At 69.2% G+C, this 19,480-nt stretch carries 16 protein-coding genes; 12 read left to right on the forward strand and 4 right to left on the reverse strand.

What is annotated here, in order from left to right:
- Nucleotides 1–48: 48 nt before the first annotated feature.
- Nucleotides 49–1,308 carry a LysM peptidoglycan-binding domain-containing protein gene (locus tag MRB47_RS18905; protein ID WP_252101472.1) on the reverse strand — a complete coding sequence of 420 codons (1,260 nt, stop codon included), beginning with the start codon at nt 1,306–1,308 and terminating at the stop codon, nt 49–51.
- A 202-nt stretch (nt 1,309–1,510) separates the two neighbouring features.
- On the opposite strand from MRB47_RS18905, the gene def reads away from it, so the two are divergent.
- From def to MRB47_RS18935, 6 genes are all read left to right on the forward strand, one after another.
- Entirely contained in the window at nt 1,511–2,023 is a 513-nt protein-coding gene (gene def, locus MRB47_RS18910; protein WP_011807132.1) for a peptide deformylase, read from the forward strand.
- The gene (locus tag MRB47_RS18915; RefSeq protein ID WP_088888070.1) at nt 2,020–2,535 is read left to right on the forward strand and encodes a hypothetical protein; all 516 of its coding nucleotides are present in this window, start codon (nt 2,020–2,022) and stop codon (nt 2,533–2,535) included. Before def ends, MRB47_RS18915 begins: the two co-directional genes overlap by 4 nt.
- Before the next feature lie 33 nt (nt 2,536–2,568).
- Complete coding sequence (fmt, locus tag MRB47_RS18920) at nt 2,569–3,540, forward strand: methionyl-tRNA formyltransferase (RefSeq protein ID WP_252101473.1); 972 nt, start codon at nt 2,569–2,571, stop codon at nt 3,538–3,540.
- Nucleotides 3,537–4,286, forward strand: coding sequence for an AzlC family ABC transporter permease (locus tag MRB47_RS18925; RefSeq protein ID WP_011807135.1), 750 nt, complete (start codon nt 3,537–3,539; stop codon nt 4,284–4,286). Before fmt ends, MRB47_RS18925 begins: the two co-directional genes overlap by 4 nt.
- Nucleotides 4,283–4,618: an AzlD domain-containing protein gene (locus MRB47_RS18930; RefSeq protein ID WP_011807136.1), complete on the forward strand. Its 336-nt coding sequence runs from the start codon at nt 4,283–4,285 to the stop codon at nt 4,616–4,618. The genes MRB47_RS18925 and MRB47_RS18930 overlap by 4 nt, the downstream gene beginning before the upstream one ends.
- An 89-nt stretch (nt 4,619–4,707) precedes the next feature.
- Nucleotides 4,708–5,901 carry a phosphoglycerate kinase gene (locus tag MRB47_RS18935; RefSeq protein WP_252101474.1) on the forward strand — a complete coding sequence of 398 codons (1,194 nt, stop codon included), beginning with the start codon at nt 4,708–4,710 and terminating at the stop codon, nt 5,899–5,901.
- 67 nt (nt 5,902–5,968) lie between these two features.
- On the opposite strand, the gene MRB47_RS18940 is transcribed toward MRB47_RS18935, so the two are convergent.
- The gene (locus MRB47_RS18940; protein WP_252101475.1) at nt 5,969–6,868 is read right to left on the reverse strand and encodes a DMT family transporter; all 900 of its coding nucleotides are present in this window, start codon (nt 6,866–6,868) and stop codon (nt 5,969–5,971) included.
- A gap of 107 nt (nt 6,869–6,975) precedes the next feature.
- On the opposite strand from MRB47_RS18940, the gene pyrF reads away from it, so the two are divergent.
- The 5 genes from pyrF to MRB47_RS18965 all read left to right on the forward strand — a co-directional run bounded on the left by pyrF (nt 6,976) and on the right by MRB47_RS18965 (nt 13,079).
- Nucleotides 6,976–7,800, forward strand: coding sequence for an orotidine-5'-phosphate decarboxylase (gene pyrF / locus MRB47_RS18945; protein ID WP_041839097.1), 825 nt, complete (start codon nt 6,976–6,978; stop codon nt 7,798–7,800).
- Nucleotides 7,801–7,817: 17 nt separating this feature from the next.
- Nucleotides 7,818–8,714, forward strand: coding sequence for a LysR family transcriptional regulator (locus MRB47_RS18950; protein ID WP_252101476.1), 897 nt, complete (start codon nt 7,818–7,820; stop codon nt 8,712–8,714).
- Nucleotides 8,715–8,835: 121 nt separating this feature from the next.
- Nucleotides 8,836–9,828 (forward strand): Bug family tripartite tricarboxylate transporter substrate binding protein, encoded by a 993-nt coding sequence (locus MRB47_RS18955; protein ID WP_252101477.1) that lies wholly within the window; start codon nt 8,836–8,838, stop codon nt 9,826–9,828.
- Entirely contained in the window at nt 9,825–10,799 is a 975-nt protein-coding gene (locus MRB47_RS18960) for a succinylglutamate desuccinylase/aspartoacylase family protein (RefSeq protein WP_252101478.1), read from the forward strand. The genes MRB47_RS18955 and MRB47_RS18960 overlap by 4 nt, the downstream gene beginning before the upstream one ends.
- A gap of 318 nt (nt 10,800–11,117) precedes the next feature.
- Nucleotides 11,118–13,079: a methyl-accepting chemotaxis protein gene (locus tag MRB47_RS18965; protein WP_252101479.1), complete on the forward strand. Its 1,962-nt coding sequence runs from the start codon at nt 11,118–11,120 to the stop codon at nt 13,077–13,079.
- Nucleotides 13,080–13,140: 61 nt separating this feature from the next.
- Here MRB47_RS18965 and putP read toward each other — a convergent pair whose 3' ends face one another.
- Nucleotides 13,141–14,634, reverse strand: a complete 1,494-nt coding sequence (gene putP / locus MRB47_RS18970; protein ID WP_011807144.1) for a sodium/proline symporter PutP — start codon at nt 14,632–14,634, stop codon at nt 13,141–13,143.
- A 235-nt stretch (nt 14,635–14,869) separates the two neighbouring features.
- Entirely contained in the window at nt 14,870–17,959 is a 3,090-nt protein-coding gene (gene uvrA, locus MRB47_RS18975; RefSeq protein ID WP_196994775.1) for an excinuclease ABC subunit UvrA, read from the reverse strand.
- A gap of 290 nt (nt 17,960–18,249) precedes the next feature.
- Here uvrA and MRB47_RS18980 point away from each other — a divergent pair, with 290 nt between their 5' ends.
- Nucleotides 18,250–19,431, forward strand: a complete 1,182-nt coding sequence (locus MRB47_RS18980; RefSeq protein ID WP_252102654.1) for an MFS transporter — start codon at nt 18,250–18,252, stop codon at nt 19,429–19,431.
- Nucleotides 19,432–19,480: the final 49 nt, after the last annotated feature.

The raw sequence follows: 19,480 nt of genomic DNA on the forward strand, positions 1-19,480 counted from the left end.
GGTGACAAGGCGGGGGAGCGGCCGCCCGCAGGTGACGGCGCCCGGGGCTTACTCGGGGTTGACCAGACGGTCGCCCACACGCACCGCCTGCTGCGACTGCAGGATCAGGGCGTAGGACACGCGGTCGAACGTGAGGAACACCATCGCCACGCCATTGCTCTCGCTGGGCAGGCGCACCATGGCGCGCTGCTCGTCGGTCTTGTCCTTGAAGCGCTCGCCCTTGGTGAGCAGCTGCAGCACATGGCCGGCTTCCATGCCGTCGCGCGTACCGCGGTTGATGGTGATCACCTGGTTCTGGCCGGCGTTGGCCACGGCCGCGCTGCCGTAGATCGACACCACGCTGGCATCCACGGGGCCCTGCGGTGCCCGCGGGGTGTAGCTGTTGAAGCTGCGCTGTGGTGCGGGCAGCAGGCGGTCGCCGGCGCGGATCTCTTCCTTCGCGCCCCTCAGGTCCACCGTGGCGGGAACGATGTCCACCGCTGTGCCGTCGGCTTGCCCCTCCAGCACTTCCCCCCGGGCCTCGCTGGAACTCTTGCCCCGCGCTACATCGCTCTGGGGCACTGGAGTGGTAGTTTCACTGCGCACCAGTTCGGCGCGGCCGACATACTGCGCTTCGTAGCCCAGCACCTCACCAGTGTGCGGATCCTTCAGCGGAATGGCGTTGCGGAACACGCGGTACTGGCGCGGCACGCCAGGCGCCATCACGAGGGGACTGCCTTCAGGGCCGCGCACGTAGGCGCGGTCGCCGTTGGCCATGATCATGCGTTCGTCGCGCGTGGCCACGATGCGCGGGGCCTGCTGCAGTGTGAGCTCGTCCACCACCAGAGGCTCGACGAGGAAGGGTTCGATCAGGTGCGGCTTGAGCGTGGGCAGCGCCGTGCCGGCCAGGCTGTCATAGCGCGTGCGCGGCGACACGCGCACGGTCTCGGGCGCGCCTTTGCGGCTGGTGCTCAGGCGGGCATAGCCGTCCACCTTTTCCAGGTACAGCGTCTGGCCCGGGAAAATCAGGTGCGGGTTGGGAATGGACTGCAGATTCATGCCCCACAGTTCCGGCCAGCGCCAGGGGCGCTTCAAATACATGCCGGAAATACCCCACAGCGTGTCTCCGCGTTTCACCACGTAGGTATCGGGCGCATTGGCGGCCAATTCGGAAAGGGGAACGCCGCGTGAGGCCACCTGCTGCGCGGTGGCGCGCTGCTCGGAGGTAATCGGGTAATTCTGGGCCTGCGCCGCCGGTGCCATGGCGGCACCCGCCAACAAAGCCAGTGCGCCGAGCGCCGTCACGCGCATACGGGCCTGAGCCGCCATATTGTTCCTCGTGTCATTCATTGGAAAAACGCCCCTCTCGCTGCGGTGCAGTTAATTGTTTTACAGAAGAAACTGCCGCGAATACATTACAAACCATTTGAGATTCTGTGCCCAAGCCCTTGATCGGGCAACGATTATTGTGATTGGGCGCCGCAATGGCGGGCAAAAGTGGCGAAAATAGCGACATATTGAGCGCTCTGCCATGGCAATTCTTCCGATTCTCTGTTACCCCGATCCTCGCCTGCACAAGGTCGCCCAGCCCGTGACGGCGGTGGATGAGCGCGTGCGCGCCATCGTGGACGATATGTTCGCCACCATGTACGACGCCCATGGCATCGGCCTGGCCGCCACGCAAGTCGATGTGCATGAGCGCATCGTGGTGATCGACGTCTCCGAAGAGCGCGACACGCCGCTTGTGCTGATCAACCCCGAGATCACCTGGGCCAGTGCCGAGAAACAGGTGGGCGACGAGGGCTGCCTGTCGGTGCCTGGCATCTACGATGGCGTGGAGCGCTCCACTGCCGTGCACGTGCGCGCGCTGGACCGCGACGGCCAGCCGCGCGTGATCGAGGCCGAGGGCCTGCTGGCCGTGTGCATCCAGCACGAGATGGACCACCTGCTGGGCAAGGTGTTCGTGGAATACCTGTCGCCCTTGAAGCGCAACCGCATCAAGACCAAGCTGCTGAAGCAGCAGAAGCAGGCCGAACGCGCATGACCCCGCTGCCGGCGCACGCAACCGCACCGCGCCGGCTCCGCTGGAGCGCACTGCTGCTGGCTTTTTTTATGGCGGGCTGCGCCGTACCCGAATGGCAGAAAGCAGGCACGCCGCGTGCGGACATCGAGCGCACCATGGGCGCACCCACGCTGACCGTAATGCTCCCGGAAGGCGGAGAACGGCTGGTCTACAGCCGCCAGCCCGCAGGCCAACAGGTCTACCACCTCGACTTTGACGCCCAGCAACGCCTGGTGCGGGTGGAGCAGGTACTGACGCTGGAGCACTTCCATGCGCTGCGCAATGGCGTCGATACGCGCGCAGCCGTGCGACGCACCTTCGGCCCGCCTGCGCTGGTGGAGAAGGTGGCGCGCTTCAATGGCGATATCTGGACCTACCGCTTTCGTGACAATGGAGAGCCCCGCCAGGCCCATGTGCACATCGACCCGGCGGGCGTCGTGCAGCGCGTGATGTTCACGGACGAGCGGCTGAACGACAACGACCCCTTTCACTGAGCCCCACCCCGGGGCCGCTATTCCACGCGTTGTATGAGAGTCATTTTTGCCGGCACGCCCGAGTTTGCGCGCGTGGCCCTGGAGCGCCTGCTGGCCGCGGGATTCACCGTGCCCCTGGTGTTGACCCAGCCCGACCGCCCCGCGGGCCGCGGCATGAAACTGCAGGCTTCACCCGTCAAGCAGTGCGCGCTGCAGCACGGCATCGCCGTGGCGCAGCCGCTGAGCCTGCGCCTGGATGGCAAATACCCCGAGGACGCAGCGGCCGCCAAAGCCGCCATCGAGGCTGCGCAGGCCGATGTGATGGTGGTGGCCGCCTATGGGCTGATCCTGCCGCAGTGGGTGCTCAACACGCCCCGGCTCGGCTGCCTGAACATCCACGCCAGCCTGCTGCCGCGCTGGCGCGGCGCGGCGCCCATCCACCGCGCCATCGAGGCCGGCGACGCGGAAACCGGCGTGACCATCATGCAGATGGACGCGGGCCTGGATACCGGCGACATGCTGTTGCTGGAAAAGACCGCCATCAACCCCGCCGATACCACCGCCACGCTGCACGACCGGCTGGCGCAGCTGGGCGGGCGGCTGATCGTGGAGGCGCTGGAGATGGCCGCCTGCGGGGGCCTCAAACCCACACCGCAGCCGGCCGAGGGCGTGACCTACGCGCACAAGATCGACAAGGCGGAAAGCACCATCGACTGGAACCAGCCGGCCGAGGTGATCGCCCGGCGCGTGCGCGCCTTCAACCCCTTCCCCGGCGCGGCCACCACGCTGGGGGCCGATGCCATCAAGGTATGGAGCTGCGAAATAGATAGCTGCTCGCGCACGCCGGATGCGGCCTGCGGCCAAATTGTGTCTATAGATGCCGACGGCATCGGCGTGGCCTGCGGCGCCGGCAGCCTGCTGCGCTTGACGGTGCTGCAACGCGCGGGCGGCAAGCGGCTGCCCGCCGCGGACTTCCTGCGCGGCTTCCCGCTGGCGCCAGGCATGGTGCTGGGCGCCGCCCCATGAGTCTGCCTTTCCTGCGCGCCCAGCTGCGCGACCCGGCCTTCCGCCAGGGCGCCGGTGACATGGCCGGCACCTGCCTGGGCATCGGCGCCTGGGGCCTGGTGACGGGCGTGGCCATGGCCAAGAGCGGCATGTCGCTGCCGATGGCGCTGTTCATGTCGCTGGCGGTGTATGCCGGCAGCGCACAACTGGCCGTGCTGCCGCTGATGGTGGCGGGCGCACCGCTGTGGGTGGTGTGGCTCACGGCCACCTGCGTGAACCTGCGCTTCGTGATCTTCAGCAGCATGTGGCGCAGCTACTTCGCCCACCTGCCGCGCCGCCACCGGCTGGCGCTGGGCTACTTCAGCGGCGATGTGATCTTCGTGAGCTTCATGAAGCGTTTTCCCAAGCCCGTGCCTGCGCCCGAGCAGGTGCCCTATTTCTGGGGCGCGGCCTCGGCCAACTGGCTGGCCTGGCAGGTGCCGTCCATTGCGGGCATCGTGCTGGCCAACGCCATCCCGCTGTCCTGGGGGCTGGGCTTTGCGGGCGTGCTGGCGCTGCTGGGCATCCTGCTGTCCATGCTGAACGACCGCGCCACCTGGCTCGCCACGGCCGTGGCCTGCACGGCGGCGGTGGCCACCTTCGCGCTGCCGCTCAAGCTCAACATCCTGGTGGCGATCGCCGCAGCCGTCACCGCAGGGCTGGCCGCCGAAGCGGCCGAGCGTGCGCTGCGGCGTGCGCGTACTCGCGCGGTGGGAGGCGACACATGAACGGTGCCTGGATCGAGCCGGCCATCGCCATCCTGGGGCTGGCGGGCATCACCCTGCTCACGCGCGCGTTCTTCATGATCCCCGAGCGCGACCTGCCGATGCCCGACTGGCTGCGCCGCGGCCTGAAGTACGCGCCGCTGGCCGCGCTGGCCGGGGTCATCGCGCCCGAGCTGGTCATGAGCCAGGGCGCGCTGATCCAGACGCTGCAGGACGCACGGCTGCCCGCCGTGGCTGCCGCCGCGGGCTACTACTTCTGGCGCCGCGGCATCCTGGGCACCATCGTCGTGGGCATGGCGGTGTACCTGCCGCTGCACATCGGGCTGGGCTGGTAGAGAGTTACGGCGCGGTTACCAGGCGCCTACAATCCGCGCAGTTTTCATGACCGCACCGTGACGGCGCGGCGCACTCACCCACTGTTCCCATGCACATCCTTCGCTTTTCCGACCTTTGCGCCCAGGGCCAGGCCCGTGGCCAGCGCGTGTTCATCCGTGCCGACCTGAACGTGCCGCAAGACGACGCCGGCCGCATCACCGAGGACACGCGCATCCGTGCCTCCGTGCCCTGCATCCAGATGGCGCTGGAAGCCGGCGCCGCCGTGATGGTGACCAGCCACCTGGGCCGCCCCACCGAGGGCGAGTTCAAGCCCGAGGATTCGCTGGCCCCGGTGGCCCAGCGCCTGTCCGAGTTGCTCGGGCGCGAGGTGCCGCTGGTGGCCGACTGGGTGGACGGTGTGCAGGTCGCGCCCGGCCAGGTCGTGCTGCTGGAAAACTGCCGCGTGAACAAGGGCGAGAAGAAAAACAACCCCGAGCTGGCGAAGAAGATGGCCCAGCTGTGCGACATCTACGTGAACGACGCCTTCGGCACCGCCCACCGCGCCGAGGGCACGACCTACGGCATCGCCGAGTACGCGAAGGTGGCCTGCGCCGGCCCGCTGCTGGCCGCCGAGATCGACGCCATCCAGACCGCGCTGGCCAACCCGAAGCGCCCGCTGGTCGCCATCGTGGCCGGCTCCAAGGTCTCGACCAAGCTGACCATCCTGCAAAGCCTGTCCAAGAACGTGGACGGCCTGGTGGTGGGCGGCGGCATTGCCAACACCTTCATGCTGGCGGCCGGCCTGCCCATCGGCAAGAGCCTGGCCGAGCCCGACCTAGTGGGCGAGGCCAATGCCGTGATCGCCGCCATGGCCGCGCGCGGCGCCGAGGTGCCGATCCCCACCGACGTGGTGGTCGCCAAGGCCTTCGCGGCCGACGCGCCCGCCACCGTGAAGAAGGCCAGCGAAGTGGCCGAGGACGACCTGATCCTGGACATCGGCCCCGAGACGGCGGCCCAACTGGCCGCGCAGCTCAAGGCCGCGGGCACCATCGTCTGGAACGGCCCCGTGGGCGTGTTCGAATTCGACCAGTTCGCGGGCGGCACCAAGGCCATCGCGCAGGCCATCGCCGAATCCAGCGCCTTCAGCATCGCCGGCGGCGGCGACACCCTGGCGGCGATTGCCAAGTACGGCATCGAGAAGGACGTGGGCTACATCTCCACCGGCGGTGGCGCGTTCCTGGAGGTGCTGGAGGGCAAGACCCTGCCAGCCTTCGAAATACTGCAAAAGCGCGCGGCAGGCTGATCCCGCCCCAGAACGCTATAAAAATCAGAGCTGCTGGCGCTTATTGCATAAGCGCCAGCAGCTCTTTTTACTTGAACTCCTGCGCCTGCACGGCGCGGGCCGGCCACAGCACGGTACCGATGGCCACGGCCATCAGGCCCACGGCGGTCCAGTCCTGCCAATGCAGCACCTCACCCAGCCACAGCGCGCCGCTGAACACGCCCAGCACCGGAATCATCATCACGCTGAGCGTGGAGGCCACGGGCGGCAGCGTGCGCACCAGGAAGAACCACGCCGTCTGCGCAAAGCCCAGCGCCAGCAGCCCGTTGTAGAGAATGGCGGCCCAGGCCTGGGCGTCGGGTGCCACCCAGCGCTCGCGCTCGAACGCCACCGCCAACACGGTGAGTACCACGCAGGTGATGGCCACCATCCAGAACGACAGCGTGAGCAGCGGCACCGGCACGGTCAGGCGCCGCAGCAGCTGCGTGCCCATGGCCCAGCTCGCGGCAGACACCAGCATCAACGTCACGCCCAGGGGCCTGCCGCCCAGCGCGCCGATCTCATGCCACAGCAGCAGCAACACGCCCACCAGCGCCGCGCCCACGCCCATCCACGCACGACCGGCCAGCCGGTCGCCGAACACCAGCGCGCCCAGCACGGCCGAGAAGATGGGCATGGTGTAGCCCAGGATGGCCGCGCGTCCGCTGGACAGCTGCGGGATCGCCAGGATCATGAGTACATGCCACAGCACCATGTTGGTCAGCGCCAGCAGCGCCACGCGGCCCCAATGCGCGCGCGCAATAGTGAAGGGCAGCTTGCGCACCCCTATCACCGCAGCCAAGATGGGCAGGCCCAGCCACAGCGACGCCATGCGAAAGGTGAGCGGCGGAAAGTGCGCCACACCCATCTTCATCACCGGCCAGTTGAGGCCCCACACCAGGGTCAACAGGGCAAGAACGACGAGCTGGCGGCGGGAAAGGGCAGGCATGGACGGCGATTGTGCCGGGCAGGCGCCGTCCTTGCCGAAGCCGCCCGCGAAAACACCTGGACGCCGTGGTGCACGGCACCGGCACGGTGTTGCCTAAAATCACGGACATGACTTTTCTTGACATGCTGCGCGACGCCACCACGCGCAACGACTCCCTGCTGTGCGTGGGCCTGGACCCCGAACCCACGCGCTTTCCCGAGTCCGTGCGTGGCGAGGCGCACAAGATCTACGACTTCTGCGCCGCCATCGTGGACGCCACGGCCGACCTGGTGTGCGCCTTCAAGCCGCAGATCGCCTACTTCGCTGCGCACCGTGCCGAGGACCAGCTGGAGCGCCTGATGCAGCACATGCGCTGCAACGCCCCGCATGTGCCCGTGATCCTGGACGCCAAGCGCGGCGACATCGGCTCCACGGCCGAGCAATATGCCAAAGAGGCCTTCGAGCGCTACGGCGCGGATGCCGTGACGCTCTCGCCCTTCATGGGCTTTGACTCCATCGAGCCCTATCTGGCCTACCACGGCAAGGGTGCTTTCCTGCTGTGCCGCACCTCCAACCCCGGTGGCGATGACCTGCAGGCCCAGCGCCTGGCCAGCGTCGAAGGCCAGCCGCTGCTGTACGAGCACGTGGCCCGCCAGGCGCAGGGCCCCTGGAACAAGAACGGCCAGCTCGGCCTGGTGGTGGGCGCCACGTACCCACAAGAAATAGAGCGCGTGCGTGCGCTCGCACCCACGCTGCCGCTGTTGATCCCCGGCGTGGGCGCGCAGGGCGGCGACGCAGCCGCCACGGTGCGCGCCGGACTGCGCGCCGACGGGCCGATCATCGTGAACTCCTCGCGCGCCGTGCTCTATGCCTCAGGCGGTGCGGACTTTGCCGCGGCCGCACGCAACGCGGCCCAGGCCACGCGCGCCGCGCTCAACGCCGCGCGCGCCTAGCCCAGCGTTTTCCGGCCATGCAACTCAAGTGGCTGGAGGACTTCATCGCCCTGGCGCATGAGCGCAGCTTCACCCGCGCGGCGGAACTGCGCCATGTGACGCACCCGGCGTTCGGACGGCGCATCCGCGCGCTGGAGGCGTGGGCCGGCACGCCGCTCACGGAGCGCGACGGCGGCGGGCCCGTGCGGCTCACGCCCGCGGGGCAGACCTTCCTGGAAACCGCGCAGCAGATGGCGCAGAACCTGGCCCATTCGCACGAGGAGTTGCGCGCCATCGCAGGGCGTCAGGCGCGCACCGTCACCCTGGCCACCGGCCGTACCCTGGCACGCACCGTGGTGGCCGACTGGCTGGCCCGCATACAGCCCGTGTTGGCGGGCGGCGAGCTGCGCGTGCGCACCTGTGCGCTGGATGAGTCCGTGGCCATGATCGAGCGTGGCGAGGCCGACTTCACCCTGGCTTACCACCACACCTCGCTCGCCGTGCGCCTGGACGCACGGCAGTTCACCCACCTCACGCTCGCCAGCGACCGCCTGGTGCCCGTCTCCCGCGCCCGCGCCGGCGGTGCGCCACTGCACCACTTTGGCGGCACGGACGCGGTGCCCTACCTCGCCTACTCGCACACGCTGGCGCTCGGCCGGCTGGTGGAAGACCGCCTGGCGCATGACCCGCTGGCGCCGCGCCTGGCGCGCGTGGTGGAATGCGACTCGGCCGACGCGCAGTACGAGTACGTGCTGCGCGGCCTGGGCGTGGCCTGGCTGCCCTGGTCCATGGTGCATGCCGACTGCCAGTCCGGGCGGTTGGCCCGCGCGGGCGACGAGCGCATGCAGGTGCGCTTCGACGTGCGCATGTACCGGCCCAAGCGCCGGCTCTCGCCCTGGGCCGAGGCGCTGTGGGCCACATTGGCGCGCCAGTGATCCCCGGATAAACCCGCGGGCCACGTGCCCACAATGCACGGCCTGGTGCCACTTCGGCACGACGCCGCCACGGTGCGCTTTCCACAATGGCACCCACCTCGACCTGCCTATGGAAAACGCCATGCACACTTCCCGCACCCCCGCCCCGTTGCGCCGCGCGCTGCTGGCCAGCGCCGCGCTGCTCGCCGCTGCCAGCCCTGCCGCTTTCGCGCAAGCGCCCGCCTACCCCAGCAAGCCCATCACCATCGTCGTGGGCTATCCGCCCGGCGGCAGCACCGACCTGACCGGCCGCGCCGTGGGCGCGGAGCTGTCCAACCGCCTGGGCGTGCCCGTGGTGATCGAGAACCTGGGCGGCGCGGGCGGCGCCATTGGCGCGCAGAAGGTGGCCAGCAGCGCGCCCGACGGCTACACGCTGCTGGTCGGCGCCAGCAACGAGATCGCCATCAACAAGCTGGTGACCAAGAAGGTCAAGTACGACATCAAGGACTTCACCGCCATCGGCCTCGTGGCCTCGCAGCCCCTGGTGCTGGTGGCCAGCACCGGCACCGGCGTGAAGAACCTGGCCGAATTCACCGAACGCGTACGCAAGAACCCCGGCAAGCTCAGCTATGGCAGCTCGGGCGTGGGCACCTCACTGCACCTGGCCGGCGAGATGATCAAGGAACAGGGCCAGCTGTTCATGACGCACATCCCCTACCGCGGCGTGGCGCCGCTCACCAACGACCTGGTGGGCAACAACCTGGAGTTCGGCGTGTTCGTGCTCTCCAGCGGCCTGCCGCACATCAAGAGCGGCAAAGTGATCGCCCTGGGCACCACCGAGGCCAAGCGCTCGACCGTCGCGCCCGACATTCCCGCGCTGGCCGAATCGGCGCAGTACAAGAACGTGGACATCGGCACCTGGTTCGCCCTCATGGCGCCCGCCCACCTGCCCAAGCCCGTGGCCGAGCGGCTCAAGAAGGCGCTCAACGATACGCTGGAGTCGCCGGACTTCCGCAAGCGAATGGAAGCCGCGGGCTCCACCGTGGCATCCCCCAGCCTGGACGTGGACAAGTTCCTCGCCGCAGAGGTCGCCAAGTACAAGAAGATCATCGAGTTCGCCAAGATCGAAGAATGATGAGCGCTCCCCTGCCTTTCACTTTGACCGCGCCCGACCTCGGCGCCTGGCGGGCCGGCAACACCGGCACCGAGGGCGTGTGGCGCTTCGACTCCGGCACGCCGGGCCGCCACGTGATGATCAGCGCCCTCGTGCACGGCAACGAGCTGTGCGGCGCCTGGGCGCTCAAGGGCCTGCTGGAAGCCGGCCTGCGCCCCGCGCGCGGCACGCTCACGCTGGCGCTGTGCAATCTGGCCGCGTTCGACCGGTTCGATCCCCACCACCACGACGCCGCCCGCTTCGTGGACGAAGACCTCAACCGCCAGTGGGTGGATGCGCGCATGGACGCCGGCGACACGCTGGAGCGCCGTCGCGCGGCCGCGCTGCGCCCCTTCGTGGCCGAGGCCGACTGGCTGCTGGACCTGCATTCCATGCACGAGCCCTGCGCGCCGCTGCTGCTCACCGGCATGCAGCCGGGCAACCTGCACCTCGCGCGCACCCTGGCCGCGCCCGAGCACATCGTGGTGGACGCGGGCCACAAGGACGGCACGCGCATGCGCGACTATGGCCGCTTCGGCCAGCCCGATGCCGAGGGCGGCGACACGCGCTCGCTGCTCGTCGAATGCGGCTTCCATGGCGACCCGGCCAGCCGCGCCGTGGCGCAGGACCAGTGCGTGCGCTTCCTGCAAGCGGCCGGCGTGGTGGATTCCGCCAGCCTGGCACGTGGGCTGCCCGGCTGGCGCCTGCCCGACGCGCCGCGCCAGTGGGCGCTGGAGGTCACCGGCCCGGTGGTCGCCAGGAGCGAGCGCTTTCGTTTCACCCAGCCCTTCACGGGCCTGGAGGTGATTCCCCAGGCCGGTACCGTCATCGGCGACAACGATGGCGAGCCCGTCACGACGCCGTACGACGACTGCGTGCTGGTCATGCCCAGCACCCGCCAGGCGCGCGCCGGCGTGACGGTGGTGCGCTTCGCCACGCGGCGGCCGCTGTAGGCGGCACGACCAGCGGCCAGTGCTTCGCCCGCGCAGGGCAGGCCGGCCGCGTGGCAGCGTCTGGGGCATGCGCAGGTTTTGCTTCCATACTGATAGCTACTAGCGCCCGTATTTATTGGTTTAGGGGCCAAAAACACCCTTAAACCCGTCGCAACACCTCTGTGACGGGATGAAGCCCCTGCGCGCCCAAAAAGCTGAACTCGTTCAAGGACAGGCAGGTTTTTGTCGAATAACATTACGTTACACGTCCTTGACATCTCTATCTCTTTGTCTCGCCCGCCCACTAGGCGGTCTCGCGGACAAGGAAAGGTTCCCGCTATGACCTCGCTTTCTCAGCGCCTGCCGCTGCTTTACAAATTCCTCATCCTGGGCCTCGCCGGCATCCTCATGAGCGCCGTGCCCACCTGGCTGTTCGTGAGCGGCGCGCTCGACGACCTGGCGCACGCCCGCCACGAGGCCCGCGGCGCCCCGCCACTGCTGGCGTTGCACAAGGTGGTGCAGGGGCTGCAGGTGCACCGCGGCCTGTCCAACGGCATGCTGGGCGGCGACGAGACCTTGGCCGCGCGGCGCCCGGCCGCGCGCGATGCGGTGAACAAAGCCTTCGCCGAGGCCACCGCCCGCCTGGACGCGGCGCAGGTGCCCGCGGCCCAGCGCGACGCCTGGCAGCGCGCCCAGCAGGCCTGGCAGCAGCTGGAGCCGGCCGTGGCCGCACGCTCGCTGCCCGCCGCGCAAAGCATGGCGCAGCACACGGCGCTGATCACGTCGCTGCTGCAGACCGGCGAGCAGCTGCTGCACAGCTACGAGCTGCAGCTGGACCCCGACTTCGCCACCAACGCGCTGATCCAGGCCTCGCTGGTGCATGCGCCGCAGCTGGGTGAGAAGCTGGGCGTGATGCGCGGCCAGGGCGCGGGCTTCCTGGGCCGCGGCGGCGAGCTGCCGCTGGAGGCCAAGGGGCTGCTGCAGTCGCTGCGCCAGCGCGTGGTGGAGCTGCAGGGCGACACGCTGCGCAACCTGGCGCGCGCCACCGAGGCGAGCCCTGCCTTTGCTGCCACGCTGGGCGCGCCCGCGCGCACGCTGGACGCGCAAATCACGGCCACGCTGGCCCTGGCCGACAAGGCCCTGCTGCAGGCCGACACGCTGACGCTGCCGGCACAGGAGTATTTCGACACCTACACCCGCACCATCGACGCGCTGTACGCACTGAACGCCCAGGCCATGCAGGGCGTGGACGAGGCCCTGCAGGCGCGCATCGACCGCCTGCGCGCCACGCTGGCGTGGCAGGCGCTGGCACTGCTGGGCACGCTGGCGGGCGCCACGGTGCTGATGCTGGTCTTCGTGCGCTCCATCACGCAGCCGGTGGCGCAGGCCGTGGAGCTGGCCCGCGCCGTGGCGCGCGGTGACCTGTCGGGCAGCGACATCGCCCACGGCAGCAACGAAATGGGCCGCCTGATCGCCGCGCTGTTGCAGATGCGCCGCCAGCTCACCGAGGTGGTGGGCCGTGTGCGCCAGGGCGCGGAGGGCGTGGCCACGGCCAGCGCGCAGATTGCGCAGGGCAACACCGACCTGGCAGCCCGCACCGAAAGCCAGGCCAGCGCTCTGGAAGAGACCGCCGCATCGATGGAGCAGATGACCGCGACCGTGCGCCAGAACGCCGACAGCGCCGCGCGTGCCAGCGAGCTGGCCACCAGTGCCAGCGGCGTGGCCGCGCAGGGTGGCGAGGTGGTGGCGCAGGTGGTGCAGACCATGCACGGCATCCACAGCTCGTCCGGCAAGATCGCGGACATCATCGGGGTGATCGATTCCATCGCGTTCCAGACCAACATCCTGGCGCTGAACGCCGCCGTGGAGGCCGCACGCGCCGGCGAGCAGGGCCGCGGCTTTGCCGTGGTGGCCAGCGAGGTGCGCAGCCTGGCGCAGCGCAGCGCGGGCGCTGCGCGCGAGATCAAGGAGCTGATCTCCGCCAGCGTGCATGACGTGGAACGCGGCAATGCGCTGGTGGAGCGCGCCGGCAAGACCATGGAAGACGTGGTGACCGCCGTGCGCCGCGTCAACGACATCATGGGCGAGATCAGCAACGCCAGCCGCGAACAGTCGCTGGGCGTGGCCCAGGTGGGCGAGGCCGTGAGTCAGATGGACCAGACCACGCAGCAGAACGCCGCGCTGGTCGAAGAGATGGCCGCCGCCGCCGCCAGCCTGCGCAGCCAGGCGCAGGAGCTGGTGGCAGGCGTGGCGGTGTTCAAGCTGGGCGAACGACCGCACGCCGTTGCGCTATATAATTAATAGCTTCTAGCGCTTATACCACAAGGGTTTGAGGCCACTTTGCCTCAAACCCGCAATCACCTCAGGCCTGCAGACGCGCCATCTCGGCGTCCACCGCGTCGTGGCGCTGCAGCATGGCGGGCGAGGGTTGCTTGCCCAGCTTGCTCACCAGCACCACGGCCAGCGCGCCCAGAACGAAGCCGGGCACGATCTCGTACAGCCCCAGCCAGCCGCCCTGCTTCCACACCACCACCGTCACGGCACCGACCACGATGCCGGCCAGCGCGCCGTTGCGCGTCATGCCGCGCCAGAACAGCGACAGCAGGATGACCGGCCCGAACGCCGCGCCGAAGCCCGCCCAGGCGTAGCTCACCATCGACAGCACGCGGCTGTTGGGGTTGCCCGCGATGACGATCGCCACCACGGCGATGGCGAACACCATCGCCCGGCCCACCCACACCAGCTCACGCTGCGTGGCGTTCTTGCGCAGGAACACGCGGTAGATGTCCTCGGTCAGCGCGCTGGAGCACACCAGCAGCTGGCACGACAGCGTGCTCATCACCGCCGCCAGAATGGCCGCCAGCAGCAGGCCGGCGATCCAGGGGTTGAAGAGCTGGCGCGCGATCTCGATGAACACCGTCTCGGCATTGGCCTGCACGCCGGCGGCCTGCTGCGTGTGCACCGCGAAGTACGGGATGCCGACCAGGCCCACGGCCACGGCGCCGCCCAGGCACAGCACCATCCAGGTCATGCCGATGCGGCGCGCGCGCGGGATGGAGGCCACCGAATCCGCCGCCATGAAACGCACCAGGATGTGCGGCTGGCCGAAGTAGCCCAGGCCCCAGGCCATGAGCGAGACCACGCCGATCACGCTGGCGTTGTGCATCAGGTCGAGCTTCTGCGCACCGATCATCTCGGTGAGGCTCTGGCCGGCCTGCAGTTCGCCGGTGACGGCGAAGTAGGCCACCACGGGCGCCAGGATCAGCGCGGTGATCATCAGCGAGGCCTGGATGGTGTCCGTCCAGCTCACCGCCAGGAAGCCGCCGATGAACACGTAGGCGATGGTGCACAGCGCCCCGACCCACAGGGCCGTCTGGTAGGGCAGGCCGAACATGCTCTCGAACAGGCGCGCACCCGCCACCACGCCCGAGGCGCAGTAGATGGTGAAGAACACCAGGATCACCGCCGTGGTCACCAGGCGCAGCACGTTGGCGCCGTCCTCGAAGCGCGAGGCCAGGTAGTCGGGCAGCGTGAGGGCGTTGTTGGTGCGCTCGGTGTACAGGCGCAGCCGCGCGGCCACGAGGCGCCAGTTGAGGTAGGCGCCGATGGTCAGGCCGATGGCGATCCACGCCTCGCTCAGCCCGCTCAGGTACACCGCGCCGGGCAGGCCCATGAGCAGCCAGCCGCTCATGTCGGACGCGCCGGCCGACAGCGCGGTGACGAAGCTGCCCAGGCTGCGCCCGCCCAGGATGTAGTCGGAGAGGTCGGTCGTCGCGCGGTAGCCCAGCCAGCCGATGAACAGCATGGCCAGCAGGTAGATGCCGAAGGTGATGACGGTCGGGTCTAGCAGGTTCATGAAACGTCCAGGCCCGCGGGGCGCGCTGCGCGCCGCGAAGTCCTGCCAAAAAAAGGTGGAGGAGAAGCCGGCGCGGAGGCCGGGGGCTGCCGTGCCGACAAGCGCCGGCCAGCGAAGTGGCGCGATGATTCCAGAGCCCGCGCCCAATCATTCGCCATAAAGCCGCGCTGGCGTAGTGAAACACTCCGCCGCGGCGCGCAACTGTAACTGCCGGCGGCGCAAAACCTCAGGGTTACTACTGATTTGGGGCGGCAGACAGGTATGGCGCCAGGTAGCGGCCCGTGTGGCTGGCCGCATTGTGGGCCACCTGCTCGGGCGTGCCCTCGGCCACCACGGTGCCGCCGCCGGCCCCGCCCTCGGGGCCCATGTCGATGACCCAGTCGGCGGTCTTGATGACGTCCAGGTTGTGCTCGATGACGATGATGGTGTTGCCCGCGTCGCGCAGCTGCAGCAATACCTTGAGCAGCAGGTCGATGTCGGCGAAATGCAGGCCGGTGGTGGGCTCGTCCAGGATGTAGAGCGTGCGGCCGGTGTCGCGCTTGGAGAGCTCCTGCGCCAGCTTCACGCGCTGCGCTTCGCCGCCCGAGAGCGTGGTGGCGCTCTGGCCCAGGCGGATATAGGACAAGCCGACGTCCAGCAGCGTCTGCAGCTTGCGCGCGATCGTGGGCACGTCCTTGAAGAAGGCGTGGGCGTCCTCCACCGTCAGGTCCAGGATCTGGGCGATGTTCTTGCCCTTCCACTGCACCTCCAGCGTCTCGCGGTTGTAGCGCTGGCCGTGGCACACGTCGCAGGGCACGTATACGTCGGGCAGGAAGTGCATTTCCACCTTCACCACGCCGTCGCCCTGGCAGGCCTCGCAGCGCCCGCCCCCCGAGCCCTGCGCCACGTTGAAGGAGAAGCGCCCAGGGCCGTAGCCGCGCTCCTTGGCGGTGGTGGTCTCGGCCATCAGTTCGCGGATCGGCGTGAACAGGCCCGTGTAGGTGGCCGGGTTGCTGCGCGGCGTGCGGCCGATGGGGCTTTGATCGACGTTGATGACCTTGTCGAAATACTCCAGCCCCTCTATGGTTTCGTGCGCTTCGGGCTCTTCGTGCGCGCGGTAGAGCTGGCGCGCCACGGCCTTGTGCAGGGTGTCGTTGACCAGCGTGCTCTTACCCGAGCCGGACACACCCGTCACGCAGGTGAACAGCCCCACCGGGAACTGCACGCTCACGCCCTTCAGGTTGTGCCCCGTGGCGCCCACCACGCGCAGCGCCTGCAATTGCCCCTGCGTGGCGCGGTGCTCGGCCAGGCGCTCCTTCTTGCGCAGGCTGGCAGCCGTCTCGGGAAAACGCGACTTGGGCTTCTTGTCGGGTTCGGGCGCTGCGGCGCTCTGTTGCAACACGGGCAGCCAGGGCGTGCGCCGCGCAGGCACCGGCAGGGTCTTGGCGCCGCTCAGGTACTGTCCGGTGAGCGATTGCGGGTTGGCGCACAGCTCGTCATAGGTCCCCTGCGCCATCACGCGACCGCCATGCACGCCCGCGCCGGGCCCCATGTCCACGCAGTGGTCGGCGGCGCGGATCATGTCCTCGTCGTGCTCCACCACGATCACGCTGTTGCCCAGGTCGCGCAGCCGCGTGAGGGTGGCGATCAGCCGGTCGTTGTCGCGCTGGTGCAAGCCGATGCTGGGTTCGTCCAGCACGTACATCACGCCGGTCAGGCCGCTGCCGATCTGCGAGGCCAGGCGAATGCGCTGCGCCTCGCCGCCCGAGAGCGTCTCGGCGCTGCGGTCCAGGCTCAGGTAGGACAGGCCCACGTCGTTCAGGAAGGTGAGGCGCGCAGCGATCTCGCGCACGATCTTGCCGGCGATCTCGGCCTTGGCGCCGGCCAGCTGCAGCGACGCGAACCACTGCAGCGCGTCCGCCAGCGTGCGGTGGCTCACGTCGTAGATGCCCAGCGCGGCGTCGCCCTCGCCCACCTTCACATGGCGCGCCTCGCGGCGCAGGCGTGCGCCGTGGCATTCGGGGCAGGGCTGCGCGCTGCGGTAGCGCGCGAGGTCTTCGCGCACCACGGCCGAGTCCGTGTCGCGGTAGCGCCGCGCCATGTTGGGCAGGATGCCCTCGAAGGGGTGCTTCTTGACGATGGGCTTGCCCTTGTTCGGGCCGCTGTCCAGCAGGTAGCTGAAGGCGATCTCTTCCTCACCCGAGCCGTGCAGGATGACCTCGCGCACGCGTTCGGGCAGTTCCTCGAAGGGCGTCTCCACATCAAAGCCGTAATGCCGCGCCAGGCTCTCCAGCATGGCGAAGTAGTAGCCGTTGCGCCGGTCCCAGCCCTTGATGGCGCCGCTGGCGAGACTGATGGCGGGGAAGGCCACCACGCGCGCGGGGTCGAACACCTCCTGCTGGCCCAGGCCGTCGCACGCGGGGCAAGCGCCCGTGGGCGAGTTGAACGAGAACAGGCGCGGCTCCAGCTCGGGCAGCGAGTAGCTGCACACCGGGCAGGCGAACTTGCTGGAAAACAGGTGCTCCTGACCCGAGTCCATCTCCAGCGCCAGTACCCGGCCGTTGCCCTCGTGCCCGCCCACCCGCAGGGCGGCCTCGATGCTCTCGGCCAGGCGCTGCTGGGCGTCGGGGCGCACCTTCAAGCGGTCGATCACCACGTCGATGTCGTGCTTCTCGGTCTTCTTGAGCTGCGGCAGGCTTTCGTGCTCGTAGATCTGCCCGTCCACGCGAAAGCGCACGTAGCCCAGCGCCTGCATCTGCATGAACAGCTCGGTGAACTCACCCTTCTTCTGGCGTGCCACGGGCGCCAGCAACATGAGCTTGGTGTCCTCGGGCAAGGCCAGCACCGCATCCACCATCTGGCTCACGGTCTGCGACGACAGCGGCAGGCCGTGGTCCGGGCAGTACGGCGTGCCCGCGCGCGCGAACAGCAGGCGCAGGTAGTCGTGGATCTCGGTCACCGTGCCCACGGTGGAGCGCGGATTGTGGCTGGTGGCCTTCTGCTCGATGGAAATGGCCGGCGACAGACCCTCGATCAGGTCCACATCGGGCTTGTCCAGCCGCCCCAGGAACTGCCGCGCATAGGCCGACAGGCTCTCCACATAGCGGCGCTGCCCTTCGGCATACAGCGTATCGAACGCCAGGCTGGACTTGCCCGAGCCCGACAGCCCGGTGATCACCACGAGCTGGTTGCGCGGGATGTCCAGGTCGATGTTCTTGAGGTTGTGCGTGCGCGCCCCGCGGATGCTGATGCGCTGCTCGCGCAGGACCTGCGCCAGTGGGCGCCCTCCGGCCGCATCGGCAGGCGAAGGGTGGCGATCGTCGGAGGGTGGCTCGAAGGTGGGCATCGCGCGTGCCTGGAGGCAAACGCACGATGATAGGTCACCCACCCCGCCCGCGCAGAAGCTGCGGCCGGAGCGCCCTGGGCGTCAGTCTGGTAAGCCATGCAGATGCTCCCAAAAAAATAGCTGTTTGCGCTTATCTGTATTGCATCTGACTACGATTTCATGCCCAATTCGACACACGCCGCGATGGCCCGCCCTGCCGCGTGCGGCCCGGCCATGGGTGAGAATCCGTGCTTTGACTTGCCCCCGCGCCCGTGCCGGACACCACCACACCCACTCCACCCTCCACCGCCATGACCCCGCTGGAGCGCCGCGCCAGCGTCAGCCTGGCGCTGATCTTCGCGCTGCGCATGCTGGGCCTGTTCCTGGTGCTGCCCGTGTTCGCGCTGGAGGCACGCAAGTACCCGGGCGGCGATGACCCCGCCCTGGTGGGGCTGGCCATGGGGATCTACGGGCTCACGCAGGCGGTGCTGCAGCTGCCGCTGGGCATGGCGTCGGACCGCTTCGGGCGCAAGCGTGTCATCGTCCTGGGGCTGCTGGTCTTCGCCGCGGGCAGCCTGCTCGCCGCGCTGGCCGACTCGGTGATGGGGCTGCTGGTGGGGCGCGCGCTGCAGGGTGCGGGCGCGGTGTCCGCCGCCGTCACGGCGCTGCTGGCCGACCAGACACGCGACGCGGTGCGCACCAAGGCCATGGCACTGGTGGGCGCCAGCATCGGGCTGATGTTCGCCATCGCCCTGGTGGCGGCGCCGCTGCTGGCCGCGCACATCGGCCTGGCCGGCCTCTTCGGCCTGACCTGCGCGCTGGCGCTGGGCGGCGTGGCCGTGGTGCTGTGGATGGTGCCGCCCGAGCCGGTGCAGCATGCCGACGCGCCGCGCGGGCGCCTGGCCGACGTGTGGCGCCATGCCGACCTGCTGCGCCTGAACCTGGGCGTGTTCGTGCTGCACACGGTGCAGATGGCCATGTGGGTGGCCGTGCCGGCCCTGCTGGTGCAGGCCGGCTTGCCCAAGGACGCGCACTGGCAGGTGTACCTGCCGGCCGTGGTGCTGTCCTTCGTCGCCATGGGCGGGCTGTTTGCCATGGAGCGGCGCGGGCGGCTGCGCGCGGCGCTGCTGGTCGCCATTGGGCTGGTGCTGGTGGTGCAGATGGGCTTTGGCCTGCTGGCGGCCGGAGGGGCTGCGCCATCGCTGATACCGGTGGCGGCGCTGCTGTTCCTCTTCTTCTGCGGCTTCAACGCGCTGGAGGCCACGCAGCCCAGTCTGGTGTCGCGCATGGCGCCGGCCAACCTGCGCGGCGCGGCGCTGGGCGCCTACAACACGCTGCAGTCGCTGGGACTGTTCGCGGGCGGCGCGCTGGGCGGCGCGCTGGCGAAGTGGGCGGGCGCGCCGGGATTGTTCACCGCCACCGCCGTGCTCACGGCCCTGTGGTTGCTCATCACCTGGCCGCTGCGGCCGGTGGGACGCGGCGGCGGCCACTGATTTTTTCACCCTCCGGCGCCCCGGCGGCGTGCAAGCCGCTATGCTGCGC

The organism is Diaphorobacter sp. LI3 (assembly GCF_022807955.1).
In the GTDB taxonomy this organism is placed as follows: Bacteria; Pseudomonadota; Gammaproteobacteria; order Burkholderiales; family Burkholderiaceae_C; genus Diaphorobacter; species Diaphorobacter nitroreducens.